This is a genomic window from uncultured Desulfovibrio sp. (assembly GCF_902477725.1).
GTDB lineage: Bacteria > Desulfobacterota > Desulfovibrionia > Desulfovibrionales > Desulfovibrionaceae > Desulfovibrio.
This window is the reverse complement of sequence record NZ_CABSIF010000006.1, coordinates 14,732-33,935: the sequence shown is the minus strand read 5'-3', so window position 1 is coordinate 33,935 and position 19,204 is coordinate 14,732. Positions and strand designations below refer to the sequence as shown.

General features: G+C 56.4%; 12 protein-coding genes and 1 tRNA gene. 9 read left to right on the top strand and 4 right to left on the bottom strand.

Annotated features, from left to right (window positions below; translation table 11 throughout):
- Positions 1-184: 184 nt before the first annotated feature.
- Positions 185-1,222, bottom strand: a complete 1,038-nt coding sequence (locus RDK48_RS06680; protein ID WP_308587837.1) for a hemolysin family protein — start codon at positions 1,220-1,222, stop codon at positions 185-187.
- A gap of 413 nt (positions 1,223-1,635) precedes the next feature.
- Between RDK48_RS06680 and RDK48_RS06675 the strand changes: the two genes are divergently transcribed.
- A tRNA-Met gene (locus tag RDK48_RS06675) sits at positions 1,636-1,712 on the top strand.
- Positions 1,713-1,845: 133 nt separating this feature from the next.
- Here the strand turns inward: RDK48_RS06675 and RDK48_RS06670 are convergent.
- The 3 genes from RDK48_RS06670 to RDK48_RS06660 all read right to left on the bottom strand — a co-directional run bounded on the left by RDK48_RS06670 (position 1,846) and on the right by RDK48_RS06660 (position 6,405).
- Entirely contained in the window at positions 1,846-3,093 is a 1,248-nt protein-coding gene (locus RDK48_RS06670; RefSeq protein ID WP_298995585.1) for an STAS-like domain-containing protein, read from the bottom strand.
- Positions 3,094-3,386: 293 nt separating this feature from the next.
- Entirely contained in the window at positions 3,387-4,022 is a 636-nt protein-coding gene (locus RDK48_RS06665) for a GDYXXLXY domain-containing protein (protein ID WP_298995583.1), read from the bottom strand.
- A complete protein-coding gene (locus RDK48_RS06660; RefSeq protein WP_298995581.1) occupies positions 4,015-6,405 on the bottom strand; it encodes a DUF2157 domain-containing protein in 2,391 nt (796 codons plus the stop codon). Before RDK48_RS06660 ends, RDK48_RS06665 begins: the two co-directional genes overlap by 8 nt.
- Positions 6,406-6,767: 362 nt before the next feature.
- Here RDK48_RS06660 and RDK48_RS06655 point away from each other — a divergent pair, with 362 nt between their 5' ends.
- From RDK48_RS06655 to RDK48_RS06620, 8 genes are all read left to right on the top strand, one after another.
- The gene (locus RDK48_RS06655; protein WP_298995579.1) at positions 6,768-9,317 is read left to right on the top strand and encodes an ATP-binding protein; all 2,550 of its coding nucleotides are present in this window, start codon (positions 6,768-6,770) and stop codon (positions 9,315-9,317) included.
- A 54-nt stretch (positions 9,318-9,371) separates the two neighbouring features.
- A complete protein-coding gene (locus RDK48_RS06650) occupies positions 9,372-10,808 on the top strand; it encodes a sigma-54 dependent transcriptional regulator (RefSeq protein ID WP_298995577.1) in 1,437 nt (478 codons plus the stop codon).
- Between the two features lie 187 nt (positions 10,809-10,995).
- Positions 10,996-13,422 (top strand): DMSO/selenate family reductase complex A subunit, encoded by a 2,427-nt coding sequence (locus tag RDK48_RS06645; protein WP_298995575.1) that lies wholly within the window; start codon positions 10,996-10,998, stop codon positions 13,420-13,422.
- Between the two features lie 11 nt (positions 13,423-13,433).
- The gene (locus RDK48_RS06640; RefSeq protein WP_240823426.1) at positions 13,434-14,054 is read left to right on the top strand and encodes a DMSO/selenate family reductase complex B subunit; all 621 of its coding nucleotides are present in this window, start codon (positions 13,434-13,436) and stop codon (positions 14,052-14,054) included.
- 2 nt (positions 14,055-14,056) lie between these two features.
- Entirely contained in the window at positions 14,057-14,920 is an 864-nt protein-coding gene (locus tag RDK48_RS06635) for a DmsC/YnfH family molybdoenzyme membrane anchor subunit (protein ID WP_298995570.1), read from the top strand.
- A gap of 47 nt (positions 14,921-14,967) precedes the next feature.
- On the top strand, positions 14,968-15,624 hold the full coding sequence (locus RDK48_RS06630) for a molecular chaperone (RefSeq protein ID WP_298995568.1): 657 nt from the start codon (positions 14,968-14,970) through the stop codon (positions 15,622-15,624).
- A 358-nt stretch (positions 15,625-15,982) separates the two neighbouring features.
- Entirely contained in the window at positions 15,983-17,758 is a 1,776-nt protein-coding gene (locus tag RDK48_RS06625) for a methyl-accepting chemotaxis protein (protein WP_298995566.1), read from the top strand.
- Positions 17,759-17,873: 115 nt separating this feature from the next.
- Entirely contained in the window at positions 17,874-19,118 is a 1,245-nt protein-coding gene (locus tag RDK48_RS06620) for an MFS transporter (RefSeq protein WP_298995563.1), read from the top strand.
- The last annotated feature ends 86 nt before the right edge of the window (positions 19,119-19,204 follow it).

The following is a 19,204-nucleotide window of genomic DNA, read 5'->3' as shown; positions in this document are numbered from 1 at the left end:
AGCATTTGCTCAGGCACACATGCAAGGCAGAATGCGGCCTGCGTCTTATCATACTACTGCAATAAGATTTCTGCCGCAAGGGATAATACAATTATTCCACGCCGCCCAATCCTAATCGGCTGGCGCGCAAGCTGCTACGCGCCGGATTTGCAAGCCGGGCAAGCGGGCAGCGCAGGGCAACAGATCAGCCCTGCCGGTTCACGCTCAGTTCGCGCCGCCGTTGCCGGGCAAGCGCGCGCAGATCATCCACATTATCGCTTTCGTCCACAATCTCGCTGCCGAGAATTTCTTCCAGCACGTCTTCCAGCGACACCACGCCAGCAAGGCCGCCGTATTCATCCAGCACGATAAAGAGATGCACGCGGGCCTTGAGTAGATCGTGCAGCAGCACGTCAAGGGTCTGGTTTTCAATGATGAAATGCGCCGGGCGCATGATCTTGCTGAGGGTCACATCTTTGCGGCCCTCGTTGATGCAGCGGCCCAGGGTGCGGCGCTCCACCACGCCCACGATATCTTCGTTATTGTCGCCGTACACGGGTATGCGGCTGAAATGCCAGGTGCGCTGGTCTGTGTAGGCCTGCTCCACGGTAAGGTCGTCCGGCAGTTCAAACACCACCGTGCGGGGGGTCATGATTTCGCGCACGCGCTTTTGGTCCAGCGCCAGCACATTGCGGATAAAGGCTTCTTCATAAGGTTTGATGCGCCCCGCCTGACGCGAAAGGCTCGTGACGGCGCGGATGTCGTCCTCGGAAATGACCGGGCCTGCGGGCGGCGGGGACACAAGCCGCGTTATCATGCTCGTAACCCACAGCAGGGGCGACATGAGCTTGACCATAATGGCAAGCGGACGGGCGAGCATCACGCCAAGCGGCTCCGCCTTGGTCACGCCCAGATTCTTGGGCAGGATTTCGCCCATTGTCAGAATCAGCACCGTAAAGCCCACGGCAAAAATCGACATGTATTCCGGCCCGTACACGGCCAGAAAGGCCGCGCCCGCCACCGTGGCCCCGGCGGTGTTGGCAATGGTGTTGAGCGTGAGGATGGCAGCAATGGGTTTGTCCACCTGGGTGCGCAGGGCGTACAGCAGCTCGCCGGACTTGCTGCCGGACTTGCGCAGCCGCTCGATGGTTGACCACGAAAGAGAATACAGCACCGTCTCAAGCAGCGAACAGGTAAAGGAAACGGCAACAGCAATGACAACGGCCAAAACAAGGGTGAGCATGGCGAAACATCCGAAGGATTTGATGCGGCGGGTCGCCCTGCAAAACGCAAGGCGGCGCTGACAGCCGAAGTTTAGCCCCGCGCGGGCCTGTTTGCAATCGCCGGGGCGTTGCGCGAGGGGCGGATGTGGGTGCTGACCTGCACGACCAGCCGTAATCTCAACGAATGAAATGAAAAAAGGAACAGCAGTTACTGCGGCAACTGGCAAGTGAGATTATGCTGACTGAAAAACGTGACCCCGGAGCAAAAATATTTTTGAGAAGTAAAATGCAATATAACTGCGCAAACAAAGGGTTTCAGACTCTGACAAGCACTTTTAAATGAGGCTCTTTCAAAAAAATTTATTAATTTCCTTGACAGTCAGAGGCCAAGCGCTTAGATATCTGTTCTCGCAGCGAGAAACGCTGCACGTGTCGCGGGGTGGAGCAGCTCGGTAGCTCGTCGGGCTCATAACCCGAAGGTCGTAGGTTCAAATCCTGCCCCCGCAACCAGATAATTCAAGCCCTTACGGAGACGAGCCGTAAGGGCTTTTTTTGTTTATTCTCTTGGTTATTTTGCCTCACGAAACAAGACACTAAGTAGCTATCTGAATACTTCGACCAGAGCTGAGCCAGCTAACGCAAATTAGTTGGTATTTTCATCAAAAATAAAATCAAGGGTGTCTCTGATTGAAGGCTGTGCATTAAAAATTTTAATTTTTTTATATGCTCCCATTCCAAGCATATTTATTGGGGTTGCTAGCATTGCATTCAAAAAACTATGTGGGGCATACTCAACATCTTTAAAATCTATCTTGATTGTTTTTCCCGCAGCAACCGCTGGAATAATATATTTATCACGATGAGCCATTCCTTCAAATTTGCCCTCAGCTTTTGAACCAAAAAAGTTATATACACTCAAGTAGTATTCAAGATCATTTTCATTTATTTCTTTTTCGCTCAATTCTTCTGATGCACTTTTTCTTAGATCTGCAAGCAGATGCTCATATGAAAATTTATTTGACCTATCTAACTTAATTTTTAGATAAGCAAAAGTCCCCGGCCACCCATTCACAATTGTTTTTTCAGTAATATCAACTGGCGATATATGGACAAGTCCATTTTGAGAGACAATATACATATCTGCATGCAATTTTTTTATTATATTAGTCGAAATATACAGCCCCATACCAGCATTATTACTAACAGAGTACATATCGCGAGAACCAAATGTACCAGATACATTTGGTTTTATAGCTTCAACAATTGCCGTTGCATCTGAATCAAAAGGATTATATGTTTGTTCAAGGTGTTGCTTTATCCCAACGCCGATATCGGCAACAATAAAATGCAATTCATTCCTTTCACGATACCAAGTATATTGCACAATTGGCGGAATACCCAAATTATTAATAGCACGTAACGTTTTTCCATGCTCTATTGCATTATAAAAAAGCTCCGCAAGAACATATCTCAATGTATTTTTATAATCTATTCCAAACTCTCTTGTGTATTCTTCAGATTTATCGATAGCTTCTATTAAATTATTATTTGTCAGTGCGAATATTGGTTTATCATATGAAAAATTAAACTTAAATTGCGCTCTATTAACATTTAGCCAAGAATTACCATTTATTTTTCTCCACATTTTTGATGCGCCACTACTATATCTATCATTAGTATATTTAATATTTACATAATTATCGCAACTTTTCAGATACATACAATACAATATAATCAAAGATATTGATTGATAGTTTGCCCGGTGACAATTTCTAAGATCAATAGTTACATAGTCGTTAATAATATCCCACTTAAAAAAGCTAAGCGTCCTATCAATATCCATTTGCCCTCTGCTTGAAAAAGCAAACCAGTTAGGAAGCGATAACAGCATAATGCGACCTCGATTTTTTCATCTTAACTGCGCATCACAACAACTATTCCAATATTTGGAAGATATCATCGACATTGCTTCATTCCAAGCCCCCAACGCACTAGGCAAGCGCTAACAGAACCGGCTGTTTTGGAGGTAGAACAAGATGGCATCCTTGATGATTTTACTATCTAAAGAAATTCAATATTTTTTAGACAGCACTCAATTATCTCAGGTACTTGCTTCGTTTTCTCCTTTTACCTGTCCTTTATCCGTCCATTTTTTATTATTCCACCCTACCCCAATATCCTCCCCTACCCACCACTCAACCCCACAAGCAGGGTCTTACCGTCTGGCGCGAGCTTAAATACGCCAAACTTTGCGCCCGTGTGCTGCTGGGCGGTTCCTTCCTGAAAATAGAAGGCCGTGGCGGCGGTGAGCACTTCGTAGCCGCGCAGCCTGTAGGCCAGCAGAAATTCATCGTCTTGCAAGGGGCTGCCATCGTCCAGCCGCACAAATGATGCCGCGTGCGGCACCGGGGCATTGGTAATGCGCAGCACGGCAAAGCCTTCCGCGTTACTGCTTTCGTCATATGTGCTGCGGTTTTTTTCGCTCGCTATAGGGGATCTGGCCCCGCCATCCGTGCCTCCGCCGTTTATCGCATTGCCGGAAGTTCCGGCCTCTGATGCCCCGTTTTCCGCATTCATTTGAGCAGCCTTTTGAGCCGCGCCCTGTGCGGCTCTCTGCCCACGTAGAGCCTTGCGAATATCGTTGTTCACCACATAACGCAGGGCCATGTAGTCGCCCATGAGCGGCGCGCGCGGGTCAACCGGGGCAAGGGGCAGCAGGATTGTTTTGCCCTCCGCCAGCACGGTTTCCATGCGATATACGGAAAGGACGTAGCCGCCCAAAAACAAAACCAGCACCGCAAGAATATAGAGCTTACGCATGGGCTGCCTCCCGCGCCGCAGCTTTTGCCTGCCATAGCCGCAGAATCAGGGCCAGCGCCAGCAAGCCAAGGCCTGTTGCCATCAGATAGATGGATTTTTGCGAAAACGGCACAGCCAGACTGTAGTAATAAAAAACCATGTAGGCGAAGAGATACGCCAGCACAAAGCCCTGCATCACCACGCTGCCCATCCGCCTTGCCAGCGTTAACCCCAAAAGGGCCAGCCCAGCCCCCGGCAGATACCACGACAACGCAAACACGAGGGGCACGCCCGCCATTGTGAGCAACCGGGCAGTCCTGCCCGCGCCTTTGCCTAGCCAGTATGCCAGCGCGGCCACAGCCAGAGCCGGGGCAAGCCCCAAATATCCCGTAGCCAGACCGGGCAAACCCATATCGCTGGCGAGGCTGTACGCCGGGGCAAGGGTGAACATCTCAAAAATCAGCGCAGAAGCGTAAAAGCCGTAAAACCACCCTTCCGCCACTTTGCCACGCGCCGTGCCGCGCCACCTGTGTTCACGCAGGCAATAGCAGGCCAGCCCCGCGCAAACCAGCGCCCACCACAGCGAAAGCAGCTCCACCGCGCAGCCCGCTTCGGAGGCGGCAAAACTATTGCGCGCATACCCGTAAGAGAACGCAATCCCCAGCGCCACTGAGTTGCCGATCACCACCGCCGCCAGCACTGCGTAGCCAGTATTGCCCATGAGGATGCCGAGAGCCAAAAGCACCCCCGCCAGCGCAAAACAGGCCAAACCTTCGGGCCTGATGCTGGCGCACAGGGCAATGCCAAGCCCGACAGTTCCGGCAATCACCAAGGCAAAGCCAAAGTGCCGGGCAAACAACTGCTGCCTTGCCAGCAGCACCCGCCCCATAAGCAGCACCGGCATAGATGCCGCAAAAACGGTCAGTTCCTCATTAGAGCTGATCCCCAGACTCTCAAAAAGCAAAAATCCAAAAAAGGCGATGAAGAAAACCGCCGCCACCCATCCGCCAAAGGCCAGCATGCCCCTGACATACCAGGGGGAGGGTTGCGCCCCCAGCCTATCCAATGCGTCAGGCAACGACTGATTGAGCGGCACAAGATCGCCCGCCTGCAAGTGCACCCACAGCGTTTGCCAGTTATTCCCGGCAGCGGTACGGCCAAAGAGCGAAGGGGAAAAGGCCACGGCCTCTGCCTCCTGCCGGGGGGCCGTTATCATGCTGCGTTGCAGGTGCAGCAGTATCTTTGCCAGCCCCGCGGTCACGCCGGTGACAAGCAAACCCCACAGCAAAAAGGTTGCCATGCTTCCGGCGCTGAAAAACAGCTCCGCTTCCGCCAGAGTGGAAAGCAACACTGCCGCGCCCGCTGCCAGAAGTGTCGCAAGCATGAAGAGGTCGGACTGCCGGGTGCGGTACCACCACCACGAAAAACCCGCCACGACCACGGCAAAACCCACAACAAAATTGGGCGGCAGCCAAAGCATCTGTCCAGCCCTGAAATACTGGTTAAAAATAGTGGCAATCAGAAAAAACGTGGTGCGGGAAACCATGTCAAAAAAGAGCAGTCTGGGCATCCAGCGCGAGCAGAGCCACGCCTGCGCATGGGCCGTGTTCTTATTCTGGTCTGGATTATTGCCTGTACCATCGCCTGCATCATCCAGATTCTGTTGCAGCCTGGCCGCCGCCCTGCGGGCCATCCACTCCCAGCACCCAATGGCGCAGGCAATGGCAACAAGCCACTCCGGCACCATAAAAAACTGCCCCAAGGCATCAAGAGGCGATGAAAGGCTGCGCCCAAGCCAGAGCGCCGCAAAAATATTGGCCGAAATCCACGCGGCAAACCACAACCCGACCTGCCTGCCCGCCAGCGCAAGCAGCACCAGCAGCGCCGTCCATACCCGAAACAGCTCCCACAGTTCGGCCCCTGTCTGGTAGGTCTGCCCAAACACCGCCAGCATCGGCCCCATTGCAATGCCGCAGGCCAGCAGCAAAACCTGCCCCAGCCGCGTATCCGGCCCCAGCATTACAGCCCCAAGGCCGCTCCCGGCCACCAGAGCGCCCATAAGCGCCATGCGCGCAGAGGGCGTCATGGCTCCCCAGTTCCAGGCAATGAAGCAGATCACGCCCGCCAGAAAAAACAGCGCCCCGCCCAGCAAAAACATCTGCCGCCAGTAGGCGAGCCAGGCCTTGCCGTCCGGCCTGAAACCGCAAAATTCCACGGCCCGCTGCCATGCTACAGTGCTGATTACCCCGGTATCGCACAGGGTGTTGAGCGCGGTCTTGGTCAGCGGCGGCAACACTCCGCCACCGGGGGCGTAATCTGGCGCAGTGTATGGCGCGTGGCCTGCCTCATGGTTTGATGCATGGCTGGGCGTTGCAGAAGGATCAGGATTTTCAATTTCGGTCATGGGCTGTTTCCTAATTGTGGGCAGGCGCTTGAAAAGCAGTGACGGTTATCAGCGTAACGCCAGCATAACAAAACACCCTCTGGCGGAGAACAGGAATATATCTCTGTAATTATAGCGAGATATACAACTCTGCCGCCACGTGCGGCAGCAGGTGAAGCCAGCGCGCATGCTCAGCGGCGGCGCTCTGACGCAAGCGACAAATCATAGTGAACGGGTTTTATACGGTTGCCTTTCAGCGCAAGCTGTACCAATCTTGGGAGCTTGAGACAGCGCAAGTGCGCGGGCAGGCCTGCGCCATGCCCCTGCGCAGCGTAAAACCTTTTTTGTAAACCACTCTATTGGCCCCAGCGCGGCACCAATTCATGAAATATACAGCCCACATACTGTGCGCGCTTGCGCTGCTTTTTGCCGCCGCCTGCTCGCTCCTGCCAGAACACACGCCGCTCACAATGGAAGAACGCCGCTGGATCAAGGAACACCCGGACGGCGTGCGCGTGGGCGTAAGCCTGCACTACCCCCCCTACGAAATTTACGACATGAATGGGCATTATCAGGGGCTGAGCGCAGACTACATCCGGCTTATTACGGAAAAGACCGGGCTGAAATTCGTGCCTGTCCGCTTTCGCAACCGGGAAGAAGCGCTCAAGGCGCTGGAATCGCACAAGGTCGATATGGTGGCGGCTCTGGAGATGACCCCCGAGCTTCAGGAGTATCTGGATTTCACCCAGCCCTACATCAGCGTGCCCGCGGCCATCATATCCCGTAAGGAATACGCGGACGACCTCACTCTGGACAAACTGGCAGACATGCGCATCGGCGTAACGGTTTCCGACCATTTCACCAAATATCTCAACGAGCATTACAGCGGCACGAGCCGCACCATCCTGCCCGTTACCGGCGGCTATATCGGCGGCCTGCGTGCGCTGGCCGTGGGTGATGTGGACGCCCTCATCTGCGACATGGCCCTTGCCTCGCACTACATTGCCAATGCCCGCATCAGCAACCTGCGCATAGCTGGCATAACCAACTATTCCATAGACCTGCGCATAGCATCCCGCAAGGATGAGCCCATGCTCGGCAGCATTGTGCGCAAGGGGCTTGCCCTGATCCTTCCGCACGAACGGCAAGTGATTGAAGAGGAGTGGCTTTCCCTTCAATACCGCCCATTCTGGGCGAGCCGCACGTTCTGGATGGGCGTGTTTGCCGTGTTTGGCCTAGTGTTTGGCAGCATTGTGCTGGTGCTGTTCTGGAACCGCAGCCTCAAACGGCAGGTCAACCAGCGCACCCTTACCCTGCGCTCCATCAACACCGTGCTGCTGGGATCTCTGGATTGCCATACTGAGCAGGAGGTTATGCTGCGCTGCCTCATGGAGGCGCGCGTCATGTCCGGCAGCGAACACGCCACCCTGGCCCAGTTGCAGCCCAAGGGCACGCTCAACCACCTGCTGACGGTCTATCCCGAAGATGGCGAGCCGGACGGCAAAAACACCAGCGGGCGCGATGCCATCCAGCTTGGCGAAGCCCAGCTCAGTGAACTGCGCTCCGGCAATGTTGCCCGCGCGCATCTTGCCAGCGAGGGCCTGCACATGGTGATCGTGCCCTTGCAGCAAAAGGACGCCGCTGTTCTGCGCTGCATCACGGTAATGCGCCGCGGCAAGGATTACACCCCCACGGAAATACTCGGGCTGACGCAGGTGCTTTTTGCCTTTGAAGAAGCCCTGCAACGCAAGCGCGCAGAAATTTCCCTGCACGACAAAGAACTGCAATTGCAGCGCGTGCAGCGCATGGAGGCCCTTGGCACTCTGGCAGGCGGCATTGCCCACGACTTCAACAACCTGCTGGGCGTCATCATAGCCAATGGCGAAATGATCGAGCTGTTCCATCTGGACGGCGATGCCACGCTGGAATCCAAGACCAAGGCCATTCTTGCCGCAGCCTACCGGGGCCGCGACCTTGTGAGCCAGATTCTCAGCTTCACCAAACGCAGCAATCAGGAAGTGCAGCTCGTACAGGTCAGCCATATTATCAAGGAAACCGCAAAGTTCCTGCAAACATCCCTGCCTGCGCCCATCTCCATCCACTACAGCATCGGCGACCCGGAGCCTCCGGTGCTGGCCGATCCCACGCAGTTGCATCAGGTGCTCATGAATCTGTGCACCAATGCAGCGCAGGCCATGGAAACCAGCGGCGGAGAGCTGACCATCGGCATAGAAACGGCGGATGAAGCCCCCTGCGCAGCAAAAATAACCGAACGCGGCTTTTTGTGCCTCACCGTTTCAGACACAGGCTGCGGCATGAGCAAGGACGTGCTCGAGCGCATTTTTGATCCCTTCTTTACCACAAAAACGCCGGGCAAGGGCACAGGGCTGGGGCTGGCTGTGGTGCAGGGCATCGTCAAGGCCTGGGGCGGCTGCGTGCAGGTTTCCAGCGAGGCGGGGCGCGGCTCTGTGTTCCGGGTGTACATTCCCGCAGCGCGTGAGCAAAAGTACGCCCAGCCCGCCAAGACCGGGCCGCAAAAGATGCCCGCAGGCACAGGCTCCATCCTCTTTGTGGATGATGAACGCGAACTGGCGGAGACCTTCCGCGTGTTTCTCGAAAGTCTCGGCTATACCGTGCATGTGGAGACGGAAAGCAACGCCGCGCTGGAGCGCTTTGCCCAGTGCCCCAAGGCATACGATCTGGTCATCACCGATTACAGCATGCCGGGCCTGTGCGGCGACAAGCTCGCCCGCGCCATACTGAACATCCGGCCCGATGTGCCCATCATCCTCTGCACCGGGTATAGTCACACCTTTGGGGAAGACGAGGCCGCAGCCATCGGCATTGCGGCATTTCTGAACAAACCAACGGAGCTGCACAGTCTGGCCGAAGCCGTGAAAAAACTGCTGCATCCTGACGAGACCAATCCATAATATTTCTGAGACATTGCAGCGCCGCTGGCGCTGTCTGGCACTACGGAGGAACGCATGGCCCGCATGCTGGTGATAGATGACGACAAACTGACCTGCGACGCACTGGTGGAACTGGTGCGCACCATCGGGCACACGGCTGACTTTGCGCTCACCGGGGCCGAAGGCAAGCGCATGGCTCAGGCAACGGAATATGACGTCATATTTCTGGATGTGCGCCTGCCCGACACCAACGGGCTGGTTATTCTGCCAGACCTGCGCCAGGGCACGCCCCCGCCCGAAGTCATTATGCTCACCGGGCTGGGCGACCCGGACGGCGCGGAGCTTGCCATACGCAATGGCGCGTGGGACTACCTGCAAAAACCGCTTTCTCCCAAAAAAATATTGCTGCCGCTGCAACGTGTGCTGAAATACCGTGACTCGCTGAGGGAATGCAGCGCCCCGCCTCTGCTCCTCTCCCGCGCGGACATCATCGGCCACAGCCCGGCGCTGGAGCGGGCCCTGGAGCATCTGGCCTCCGCTGCCAGAGGCGACGGCAGCGTTCTTATCCACGGCGAGACGGGGACAGGCAAGGAGCTCTTCGCCAAGGCCCTGCACCGCAACAGCAAACGCAAATCCGGCCCCTTTGTTGTGGTGGACTGCGCTTCCATTCCGGCGACCCTGCTGGAAAGCACCCTGTTCGGTCATGTTAAGGGAGCCTTTACCGGGGCGGACAGAGCCAGCGACGGTCTGGTGCTTGGGGCCAACAACGGCACGCTTTTTCTGGATGAAATCGGAGAACTGCCGCTGGAGCTGCAAAAAAAGCTGCTGCGCGTACTTCAGGAGCGGCGCTACCGCCCTGTGGGCGGCAGTGTTGAGGTGGAGAGCGATTTTCGACTTGTGGCCGCTACCAACCGCAATCTGGAGCAAATGGTCGAAGACGGCGATTTCCGCCGTGATCTGCTCTATCGTCTGGGGGCCACCACCCTCCATCTGCCGCCCCTGCGCGAGCGGAAGGAGGATTTTCCGGAATTAGTGGAAAGCATGGTGCGACGCATGGCCCGGCAGTATGGCGTTCCGGAAAAGAAGCTCAGCACGGGCTTTCTGGAAACGCTGGAATCCTACGACTGGCCGGGAAACGTGCGCGAACTGGACAATGTGATTGAAAGCGCCTTTACAGGGGCCTTTGACCTGCCGGAACTGTGCGTCCACAACCTGCCGGAAGGCATGCGCATTCGCATTCTCAAGCATTCCATCGAGCTTAATGGCGAGCATAACGGCGCAGCGGTCGCACACCCAGCGCTCTCCGCCAGCGGGAACCTGGGCGCGGCCCCGTCCGCTGTGGGGTCGTACAAAGACTTTCGTCAGCAGGTGCTGGCCGTGGCCGAGCGGGAATATTTTTCACAACTGATGGAAGCCTCGGCCTGGGATATCAGGAGGGCCTGCGAAATCTCCGGCCTTGGCAAGAGCAGGCTGTACGCGCAGCTCAAACACTACGGGCTGGAAAAGTACTAACCTTTCCATAAAAAATGGAAAGATCTGGACTATGCGTGGACGTTCTGTCCACCTTTTTTGTAAAAAGCGTGACAGTAAAATTCAATGCGCTGATATTAAACGATATTTCATTTGGCACATAAATTGTTAAGCCTGCTCATATGTACTGATTGGTTACAAATTTCACAATAAGACCTTGAGAGTAGATATGAGCAAGAAAAATCCCCCCGAAACTGCGCCCGGTGGTGAAATCACGCGGCGCTGCGTTCTCAAGTGGGTTGCCGCTCTGGGCGGTCTGGCCGCAGGCGGCGGGCTGTTCTACGGCCTCAACTACGCTGTGAGCGCGCCCGCCAAGGATGGAAAGACCATCTGGACATCGTGCAACGTCAACTGCGGCAGCCGCTGCCTGTTGCGCGCCCATGTCGCTGACGGAGTGGTTACCCGCATTGATTCGGACACACAGGGCGACAGCGAATACGGCCTGCACGAAATCCGCGCCTGTCTGCGTGGCCGCTCCATGCGGCACCGCCTGTACGCTCCCGACCGGCTCAAGTACCCCATGAAGCGCGTTGGCGCTCGCGGCGAAGGCAAATTTGAGCGCATTTCGTGGGAGCAGGCGCTGGACGAAATTTCTGCCCGTCTGAAAAAGACCATTGCCGACTACGGCAACGACGCCGTCTACATCAACTACGGCACGGGCAACCTCGGCGCCACGCTCTCCATCTCCTGGCCCACGGGCAATACCCCGCTGGCGCGCCTGATGAACTGCCTTGGCGGCTATCTGAACATGTACGGCACGTACAGCACCTCCCAGATCAGCCAGGCCATGCCATTCATGTACGGCGAATATCTGGGCAACAATGCGCTGAGCGACATTGCCAATACCAAGCTTGCGGTCTTTTTTGGCAACAACCCCGTAGAAACGCGCATGAGCGGCGGCGGCATGACCTACGACCTCATGCAGGCAAAGCAGAAGGGCAATGCCCGCATTGTGGTTATTGACCCCCGCTACACCGATACCGCCGCCGTTGCCGACGAATGGATTCCCATCCGCCCCGGCACGGACGCCGCCCTTGTGAGCGGCATGGCTTATGTGCTGATTTCGGAAAACATGGTGGACAATGATTTTCTGAAGCGCTGCACCGTGGGCTATGACGAGGATTCCCTGCCGGAGGGCATCCCCGCAGGTAATTCCTACAAGGCTTACATACTCGGCCAGGGTGAGGACAAGACCCCCAAAACTCCTCGTTGGGCTTCAGCTATTACCGGGATTCCGGAAGACAAAATCATCAGCCTCGCGCGCGAAATCGGCGGTGCAAAGCCCTGCTACATCTGTCAGGGCTGGGCTTCGCAGCGCCATGCCAACGGCGAGCAGACCTCGCGGGCCATCACCATGATGGCAATGCTCACCGGCAACATGGGCCTGCAAGGCGGCAGCACGGGCGCGCGCGAAGGCAGCGCCAACCTGCCCGTTGCTGTCTTCCCCTTCCTGACCAACCCGGTCAAAAAGGCCATTTCCGTCTTTTCGTGGACAGAAGCCATCAAGCGCGGCGCGGAAATGACCGCCCTGCGGGACGGCGTGCGCGGCGCGGACAAGCTGGACGTGCCCATCAAGTTCATGTGGAACTACGCGGGCAACGCCATCATCAACCAGCACTCCGACGCCAACGAAACCAGCCGTATTCTCAAGGATGAATCCCTGCTGGAAACACTGGTGGTCATTGACAACTTTCTTACGCCCAGCGCCAAGTTCGCGGACTATCTGCTGCCGGGCACCTTTAACCTTGAAGAAGACGACATCATCCCGCAGGGCTCTTCATCCCAGCTCCAGTATGTCATCTTTGCCCAAAAGGCCGTGGAGCCGTTCTTTGAATCGCGTTCCATTTACGACATCTGCACAGGCATTGCCGAACGCTTCGGCGTTCAGGAAAAATATACCGAAGGCCGCACACGCGATGCGTGGCTGCGCAAGCTGTATGACGACACCCGCAAAAAAATCCCCGAACTGCCCGCAACGGTAGAAGAAGCCTTCAGCATGGGCGTGCTGAAGCGCAAGGCTCCCCAGCCGCCAGTTGTGCCGTACAAGGCTTTTCGCGACAATCCCGAGGCCAATCCGCTCAAGACACCCACGGGCAAGGTAGAAATTTTCAGCAAGAAACTCTGGGAGATCGGCCACACATGGGAACTGCCCGAAGGGGATCGCATCACCGCCCTGCCCGAATACCTGCCCACCTGGGAAGGTGTTTCCGACCCGCTCAGGAGCAAGTATCCGCTCCAGCTCATCGGGCACCACTACAAGCAGCGCACCCACTCCACCTACGGCAATGTGGACTGGCTGAAAAAGGTGGCCCCGCAGGAACTGTGGATCAACCCGGTAGACGCCGAAAAACGCGGCCTCAAGGCGGGCGATACGGCCAAGGTCTTCAACGACCGGGGCACGGTGTTTGTTCCCGTCAAGGTAACGCCGCGCATCATGCCCGGTGTGCTCAGCCTGCCGCAGGGCGCGTGGTATGAACCGGATGCAAAAGGGCAGGATCACGGCGGGTGCGTGAACGTGCTCACTTCCTTGCGGCCCAGTCCGCTTTCAAAGGGCAACCCGCAGCACACCAACCTTGTTGAAGTCGTCAAGGTCTAAGGAGAAGCTTCATGTACAAAAGACCTGCCTTTCATATCGACACTTCACGGTGCACCGGGTGCAAAACCTGCATGATTGCATGCATGGACAAGCATGACCTGCCCGAGGGCGTGCTGTGGCGACGCGTTACGGAATACGTTGGCGGCGAATGGGCCGCGCGCCCTGACGGCACCTATACCCAGAATATTTTCGGTTATTATCTGTCCATTGGCTGCAACCACTGCCAAAACCCCATCTGTGTGCGTTCCTGCCCTACAACGGCCATGCACAAAGGCAAGGACGGCATTGTTTCGGTAGACCACACCAAGTGCGTCGGGTGCAGATACTGTGAATGGGGCTGTCCTTATTCCGCCCCCCAGTACGATGCCAAACTCGGTAAAATGACCAAGTGCGATTTTTGCCGCGACTATCAGCAGGAAGGCAAGGCCCCGGCCTGTGTGGCGGCCTGCCCCAACCGCGCGCTGGATTATGGCGAATATGAGGAGCTTGCTGCGAAATACGGCGAGGTCAACGTTATCGCGCCCTTGCCCGATCCCGGCATTACCCAGCCGAATCTTGTGATCACCCTGGGCAAAAATGCCAAGCCGGCTGGTTCCAAGGCCGGGAAAGTCAGCAACCCTGAGGAGGTGTAGCCATGCTGTCCAGCGAATGGAGTCTCGTCATGTTCACCATCCTCGTGCAGGCAGCTGTGGGGATGGTGCTGGTTTCCGAGGCGGCACGGCTTTGCTTTGGCGTAAAGGCGGCAAGCCTGCGCTGGCAGACCCCGGTGGCCTGCGCAATGTCTCTCGTGGCTGTGCTGCTTTCCCTCACGCATCTGGGCACGCCCTCGCACAGCATCTTTACCGTGCTGAACATCGGGCATTCGTGGCTGAGCCGCGAAATAGCCTCTGTGGGCTGCTTCAGCGGCCTCCTGCTGGTTCTGTCCGTGCTGCGCAGAAACAACGCCTCAATTGCTCCGCTGGCTCTGGTCACGGTGTGTATGGGCCTTGTGACCGTAGGCATCATGTCCAAGGTATATCTGCTTGAAACCATACCGGTCTGGAACACGGTTTCTACCGTGCTGGGCTTCTTCAGCACCGTGCTGCTCACGGGCGCTGTGGTCAGCGGCATGGTCTACAGCCTTGAGAAAGACGCGGGCGGCATGGGGGATGCAAACTCCGGCAGGCTCATGGGCGTGGGCAGCCTTGCCGCCACTGTGGGCCTTGCCCTCAAGTTTGTGAGCATTCCTCTGAGCATGCTCACCCTGGGCGTGGTTGGCAGCACCGGCGCCAGCGGTATGGACATGCTTGCCGGAACGGGTGTGGGCATACTGGTGATCTGCATCCTGCTGGTCTTCTTTGGCGGCGCTCTGTTTGCGTGGAGCGCGTGCCGCACGGTTTTTGCCGGGCACGACAGACCGCTGATCGGCTCCACCCTGTGCGCGCTGGCTCTTGTGCTCGCCGGAGAAGTCCTGTCCCGACTCATGTTTTACGGAAGCTACCTGCGCATCGGCCTGTAACATTTCACCATTGGCCCGGGGGGCAACCTCCGGGCCCCTCCATACCCATGAATACAGAAACTCTTGGCGCATGCGCCCTGGCGTACAATTTTTTCAGCCGTATTTTTCTGCATGCCCCTGACCCTTTGTTGCTTGACCTGCTGGCCAGGGAGCGCCTGTTTGAAAACTGGCCCATGCAGCCGGAAACACCAGAGGGCGTCAGTGGGCTGGCCCTGCTTGCGGATTTTTTTCGCAGTTATACTGATGCGGCCTTGCCAGCACTCAACGCTGATTACACGGCCCTGTACGCAGCCCCGGGGGAGGCTATCCCCCTGTGGGAATCTGTGTGGACGACCCGCGACCGGCTGCTCTTTGACGGCCCAATGTTTGACGTGCGCGCCGCCTATGCGGAGTATGGCCTTGTGAGCCCGCGCGCTGCGCATGAGCCGGATGATCACATCGGCCTGGAGCTTTCCTTTCTGGGCGGCGTACTCAACGAGGCCGCCGGGGCCGCAGACAGGCAAAATCCTGAAGAAGCGTTGAGCCATCTGGACGTCGCCCGCAATTTTCTGAACAGTCATCTGGCACGCTGGGCTGGCAAGTTTTTGCAGGAAACCACCGCGCGGGCCGCAACGCCGCTGTATGTCGGAGCTGCGCTGCTTTGCCATGACACACTGTTTCAGACAGGGGCATTGCTGCAAGCAGATTCTGCACACTCCCTGTAAATCCTGCACGATAAATTCCGCTGACCGCACTGTGCGCAGCTTTGGCGTCGCATGCGGACTCCCCCGGCGCTCTGTCCGAGCGCCGGAACGGTGGTTTGCCGAATCATGCCACTCAGACCGGCACAACTTTTGGTCGATTCTGGCAACTCCCCCCGCTTGATTCAATAAATCTTCCCCATATGGGCTTCCTGTACACCGGCAATTTTGCGGCAACGCTCTTGCGTCCAACAGGCAAGTGCTACTTTTTTGTGCCTTTATACTGGCGAGGGGCTGTTCCCCCTATTGTTTTTCCCTGCGCGTCCGTTTAGAACCAAGCATCACATCAGTCATTCTATGATATAACTGCGAGGGAACGGCAATGCTGAAAAATATCTCTGTTGCCAGAAAGTTCACCATTCTTATAGCTTCTGTATTTTTGGGCATGACTGCCCTTTTTGTCATTTCAACATACACGATATCAAAAACATCAATTGGTTCCGCAACATATCAATCCATAGAAAACAGCAAGGATTTGCTTGCCGATATCTTGCCGCCACCGCTCTATGTGATTGAAACATATCTTGATGCATTGCAAACTGTTAGCTCTAACGATGCCGCAAGCCTTGAAAAAATTTACAGTTCTATTGCCCAGCACAAAAAAGAATTTCAGCAACAGTACGAATTCTGGCATTCCGGCGCTATTGACCCAAAGATCAAGGAAATTCTCAATCAGGAGCTATACCCCACGGGGAAGGCCATCTTTGAAATATTTGAAACCAGGCTCAAGCCCGCGCTCCAGACCGGCAACAAGGCAGAAGCTGAAAGCATTTGCCTGAGCCAGCTTGCGCCCGCCTATCAAAAGCACCGGGCCGTGGTGGACAAGCTTGCAGTCCTGCTGGATGACTATTCCAAAAAAGTTTCGGACGAGGGCCGCAGCGTTGTTGAAACCGGGCGCATTTTCTTTACCGCCATGTTTATTTGCGGTCTGGCGCTCATCACGGTGATCTCGCTGGCTATCGCCATGGGCATTATCAAGCCGCTCAGGGAGTGCATCTGTTTTGCAAAAAACATCAGCGACGGCGCGCTTGATTCAGAAATGACAATGCAGAGAAAGGACGACTTTGGCACGCTGGCAACGAGCCTCAGCACCATGCTTGTGGAGCTGAAGCGCAAAATTTCTTTTGCGGAAGAAAAAAGCCAGCTTGCCGAGCAGGAGGTCGCCAAGGCCACCCGCGCAGCAGAAGAAGCGCACGAAGCCAGACAAAAAGTGGAAGAGAACCGCAACAAACTTGTGGATACAATCCACCGTCTTGAGAGCGTGGCGGGTGTTGTCACTGCGGCTTCCGAGCAGCTTTCTGCGCGCGTTGAGCAGTCCAGCCGAGGCGCGGACGAGCAATCCGGCCGGGTGCGGGAAACCGCCACAGCCATGGAAGAAATGAACGCCACCGTGCTTGAGGTCGCCAGAAACTCCCAGCGGGCTGCCAGCGCCTCTACCGAGACACGCGGCCAGGCGCAGGACGGCGCCGCCATTGTAGACAAAGCGGTCAAAGGCATCGAAGACGTGCGCGCCTACTCCCTTGCCATTCGCGAAGACATGGCGGTGCTGGGCAAACAGGCGGACGGCATCGGGGAGGTCATGAACATCATTGCAGACATAGCTGATCAGACCAACCTGCTTGCACTTAATGCCGCCATTGAGGCTGCGCGCGCAGGTGATGCGGGTCGCGGATTTGCCGTGGTGGCCGATGAAGTGCGCAAGCTGGCGGAAAAAACCATGACGGCAACCCAGGATGTGGGCCGCGCGGTGAACGAAATTCAGGCTGGTACGCGCAAAAATATTTCCAGCGTGGAAACCGTGGTCAAGGCCATTGAAAACGCCGCCGCTCTTTCCGCCCACTCTGGCGACTCACTGAAAAATATCCTCGGCTTTGTGGATCAGGTCAATGATCAGGTTCAGTCCATTGCCACGGCCAGCGAGCAGCAGTCCGCCACCAGCGAAGAGATCAACCGTTCCGTTGAGCAGATTGCCACCATCTCCGCAGAAACAGCGCAGGCAATGGAGCAGGCCTCCACGGCGCTATCTGACCTCATGCAACAGACCCAGATATTGCATCAGCTCATAAAGGACATGAAGGCGCAAAGCCAGACAGCCTGAGTAATCCCGCACAAGACTGCAAGCTCCCCAATGGCCGCCCGTTGGGGAGCTTTTTTGCACACTGCCCCATGCCGGGCAACTGGACGCCTATCAGGCATAGCGGTATAGCTTGCCCATGATACCCCGCGCACGCTTTATCATGCTGAATCTGTACCACATCCTGATTGACGGGCTTTTCGATTCTGTTCCGGTTGTGCTGGCCTTTATGGCGCTGGCCCTTGGCAGCGGAGAAACGGACGTGGGCCTTGTGGTGTCGCTGGGCGCGGCCCTGAGCACTGCCGTGGGCCTTGGCACGGGCCTGTTTTCGCGGCGGTTCGGCTTTGACGGCTCTGTGGCCCTGCTCCTGTGCCTGGCCGGGCTTGGCTATCTGGGCGCGGCCTTTGCGGGCGGCATGATTACCGCCGGTACGTGCTTTGTGCTGGCAATGGCGGGCTTTGCCGCCTTTCATAACATTTCTTTTTCCTACATCACGGCCAATACTGAAAGGCAGAGCCTTGGCCGGGTCATGAGCGACTTTACCGCCATTGGCGATGTGGGGCGCATCCCGCTGGTGTCTTTTGCCGCCTTTGCGGCGGCCTATTCTGTGGGCCCCATGCCGGGCTGGCGGGCAGTCTGCCTGGCCTATGGCGTGCTGGCCCTGTGCGCCGCCCTGTGGCTCTTTTGCACCGCCGTAAAAAAATCCCCATCGGCGGGCGGCAACACGCGACCGGGCAATTCCGCTTCCGGTCCGTTGCCCGGCTCTGCGGAAACCCCTCCCCCGCGCCCAAGGCGCAATCCTTTTGCAGGGTTCAGCATACTGAAAAACCGGGATGTCTTTCTGGCCATGCTTGCCAGCATGCTCAATGCTTTCAGCAACGACAGAATATTTACCTTTCTGCCCCTGCTGCTGGTGGCAAAAGGCATAGACGCCAAAACCATCGGTTCGTTCGCTCTTGGCTTCACCCTCGGTTCCTTTGTGGGAAAGATGGCCTGCGGACGCCTGATAGATATTTTCGGGACCAGAAAAATCTTTGTTATCGCAGGTGTTACCCTTGCCCTGCTGCTTTGCGCCCTGCTCCAGTCAAGCAATCTTATACTAACGGTGATTATATCCCTGGCCATCGGCATTGTGACCAAGGGGACCGTACCCGTCATACAGACCATCATCACGGAGCCGGTACGCGGCGCAACCGTCTACGATGCCATTTTTTCGCTCAATTCCTTCGGGCGCGGCATAATCAACATGCTGACGCCCGTGCTGTTTGGCGGCATTGCCTCCATGTGGAGCATGGAGGCCGTCTATCTGCTCATGGCTGCGGTCGCCGCGCTGGGCATTGTGCCTGTTCTGCTCATGGACAGGGGCCGCACCGCCGCCGAGTGAACAGCTTCTGCCGTCTGCACGTCCCGATAAAAGCGAAAGCGCCCATGAAATCATGGGCGCTTTATTTTCGCGGTGCTTCAGAGGCT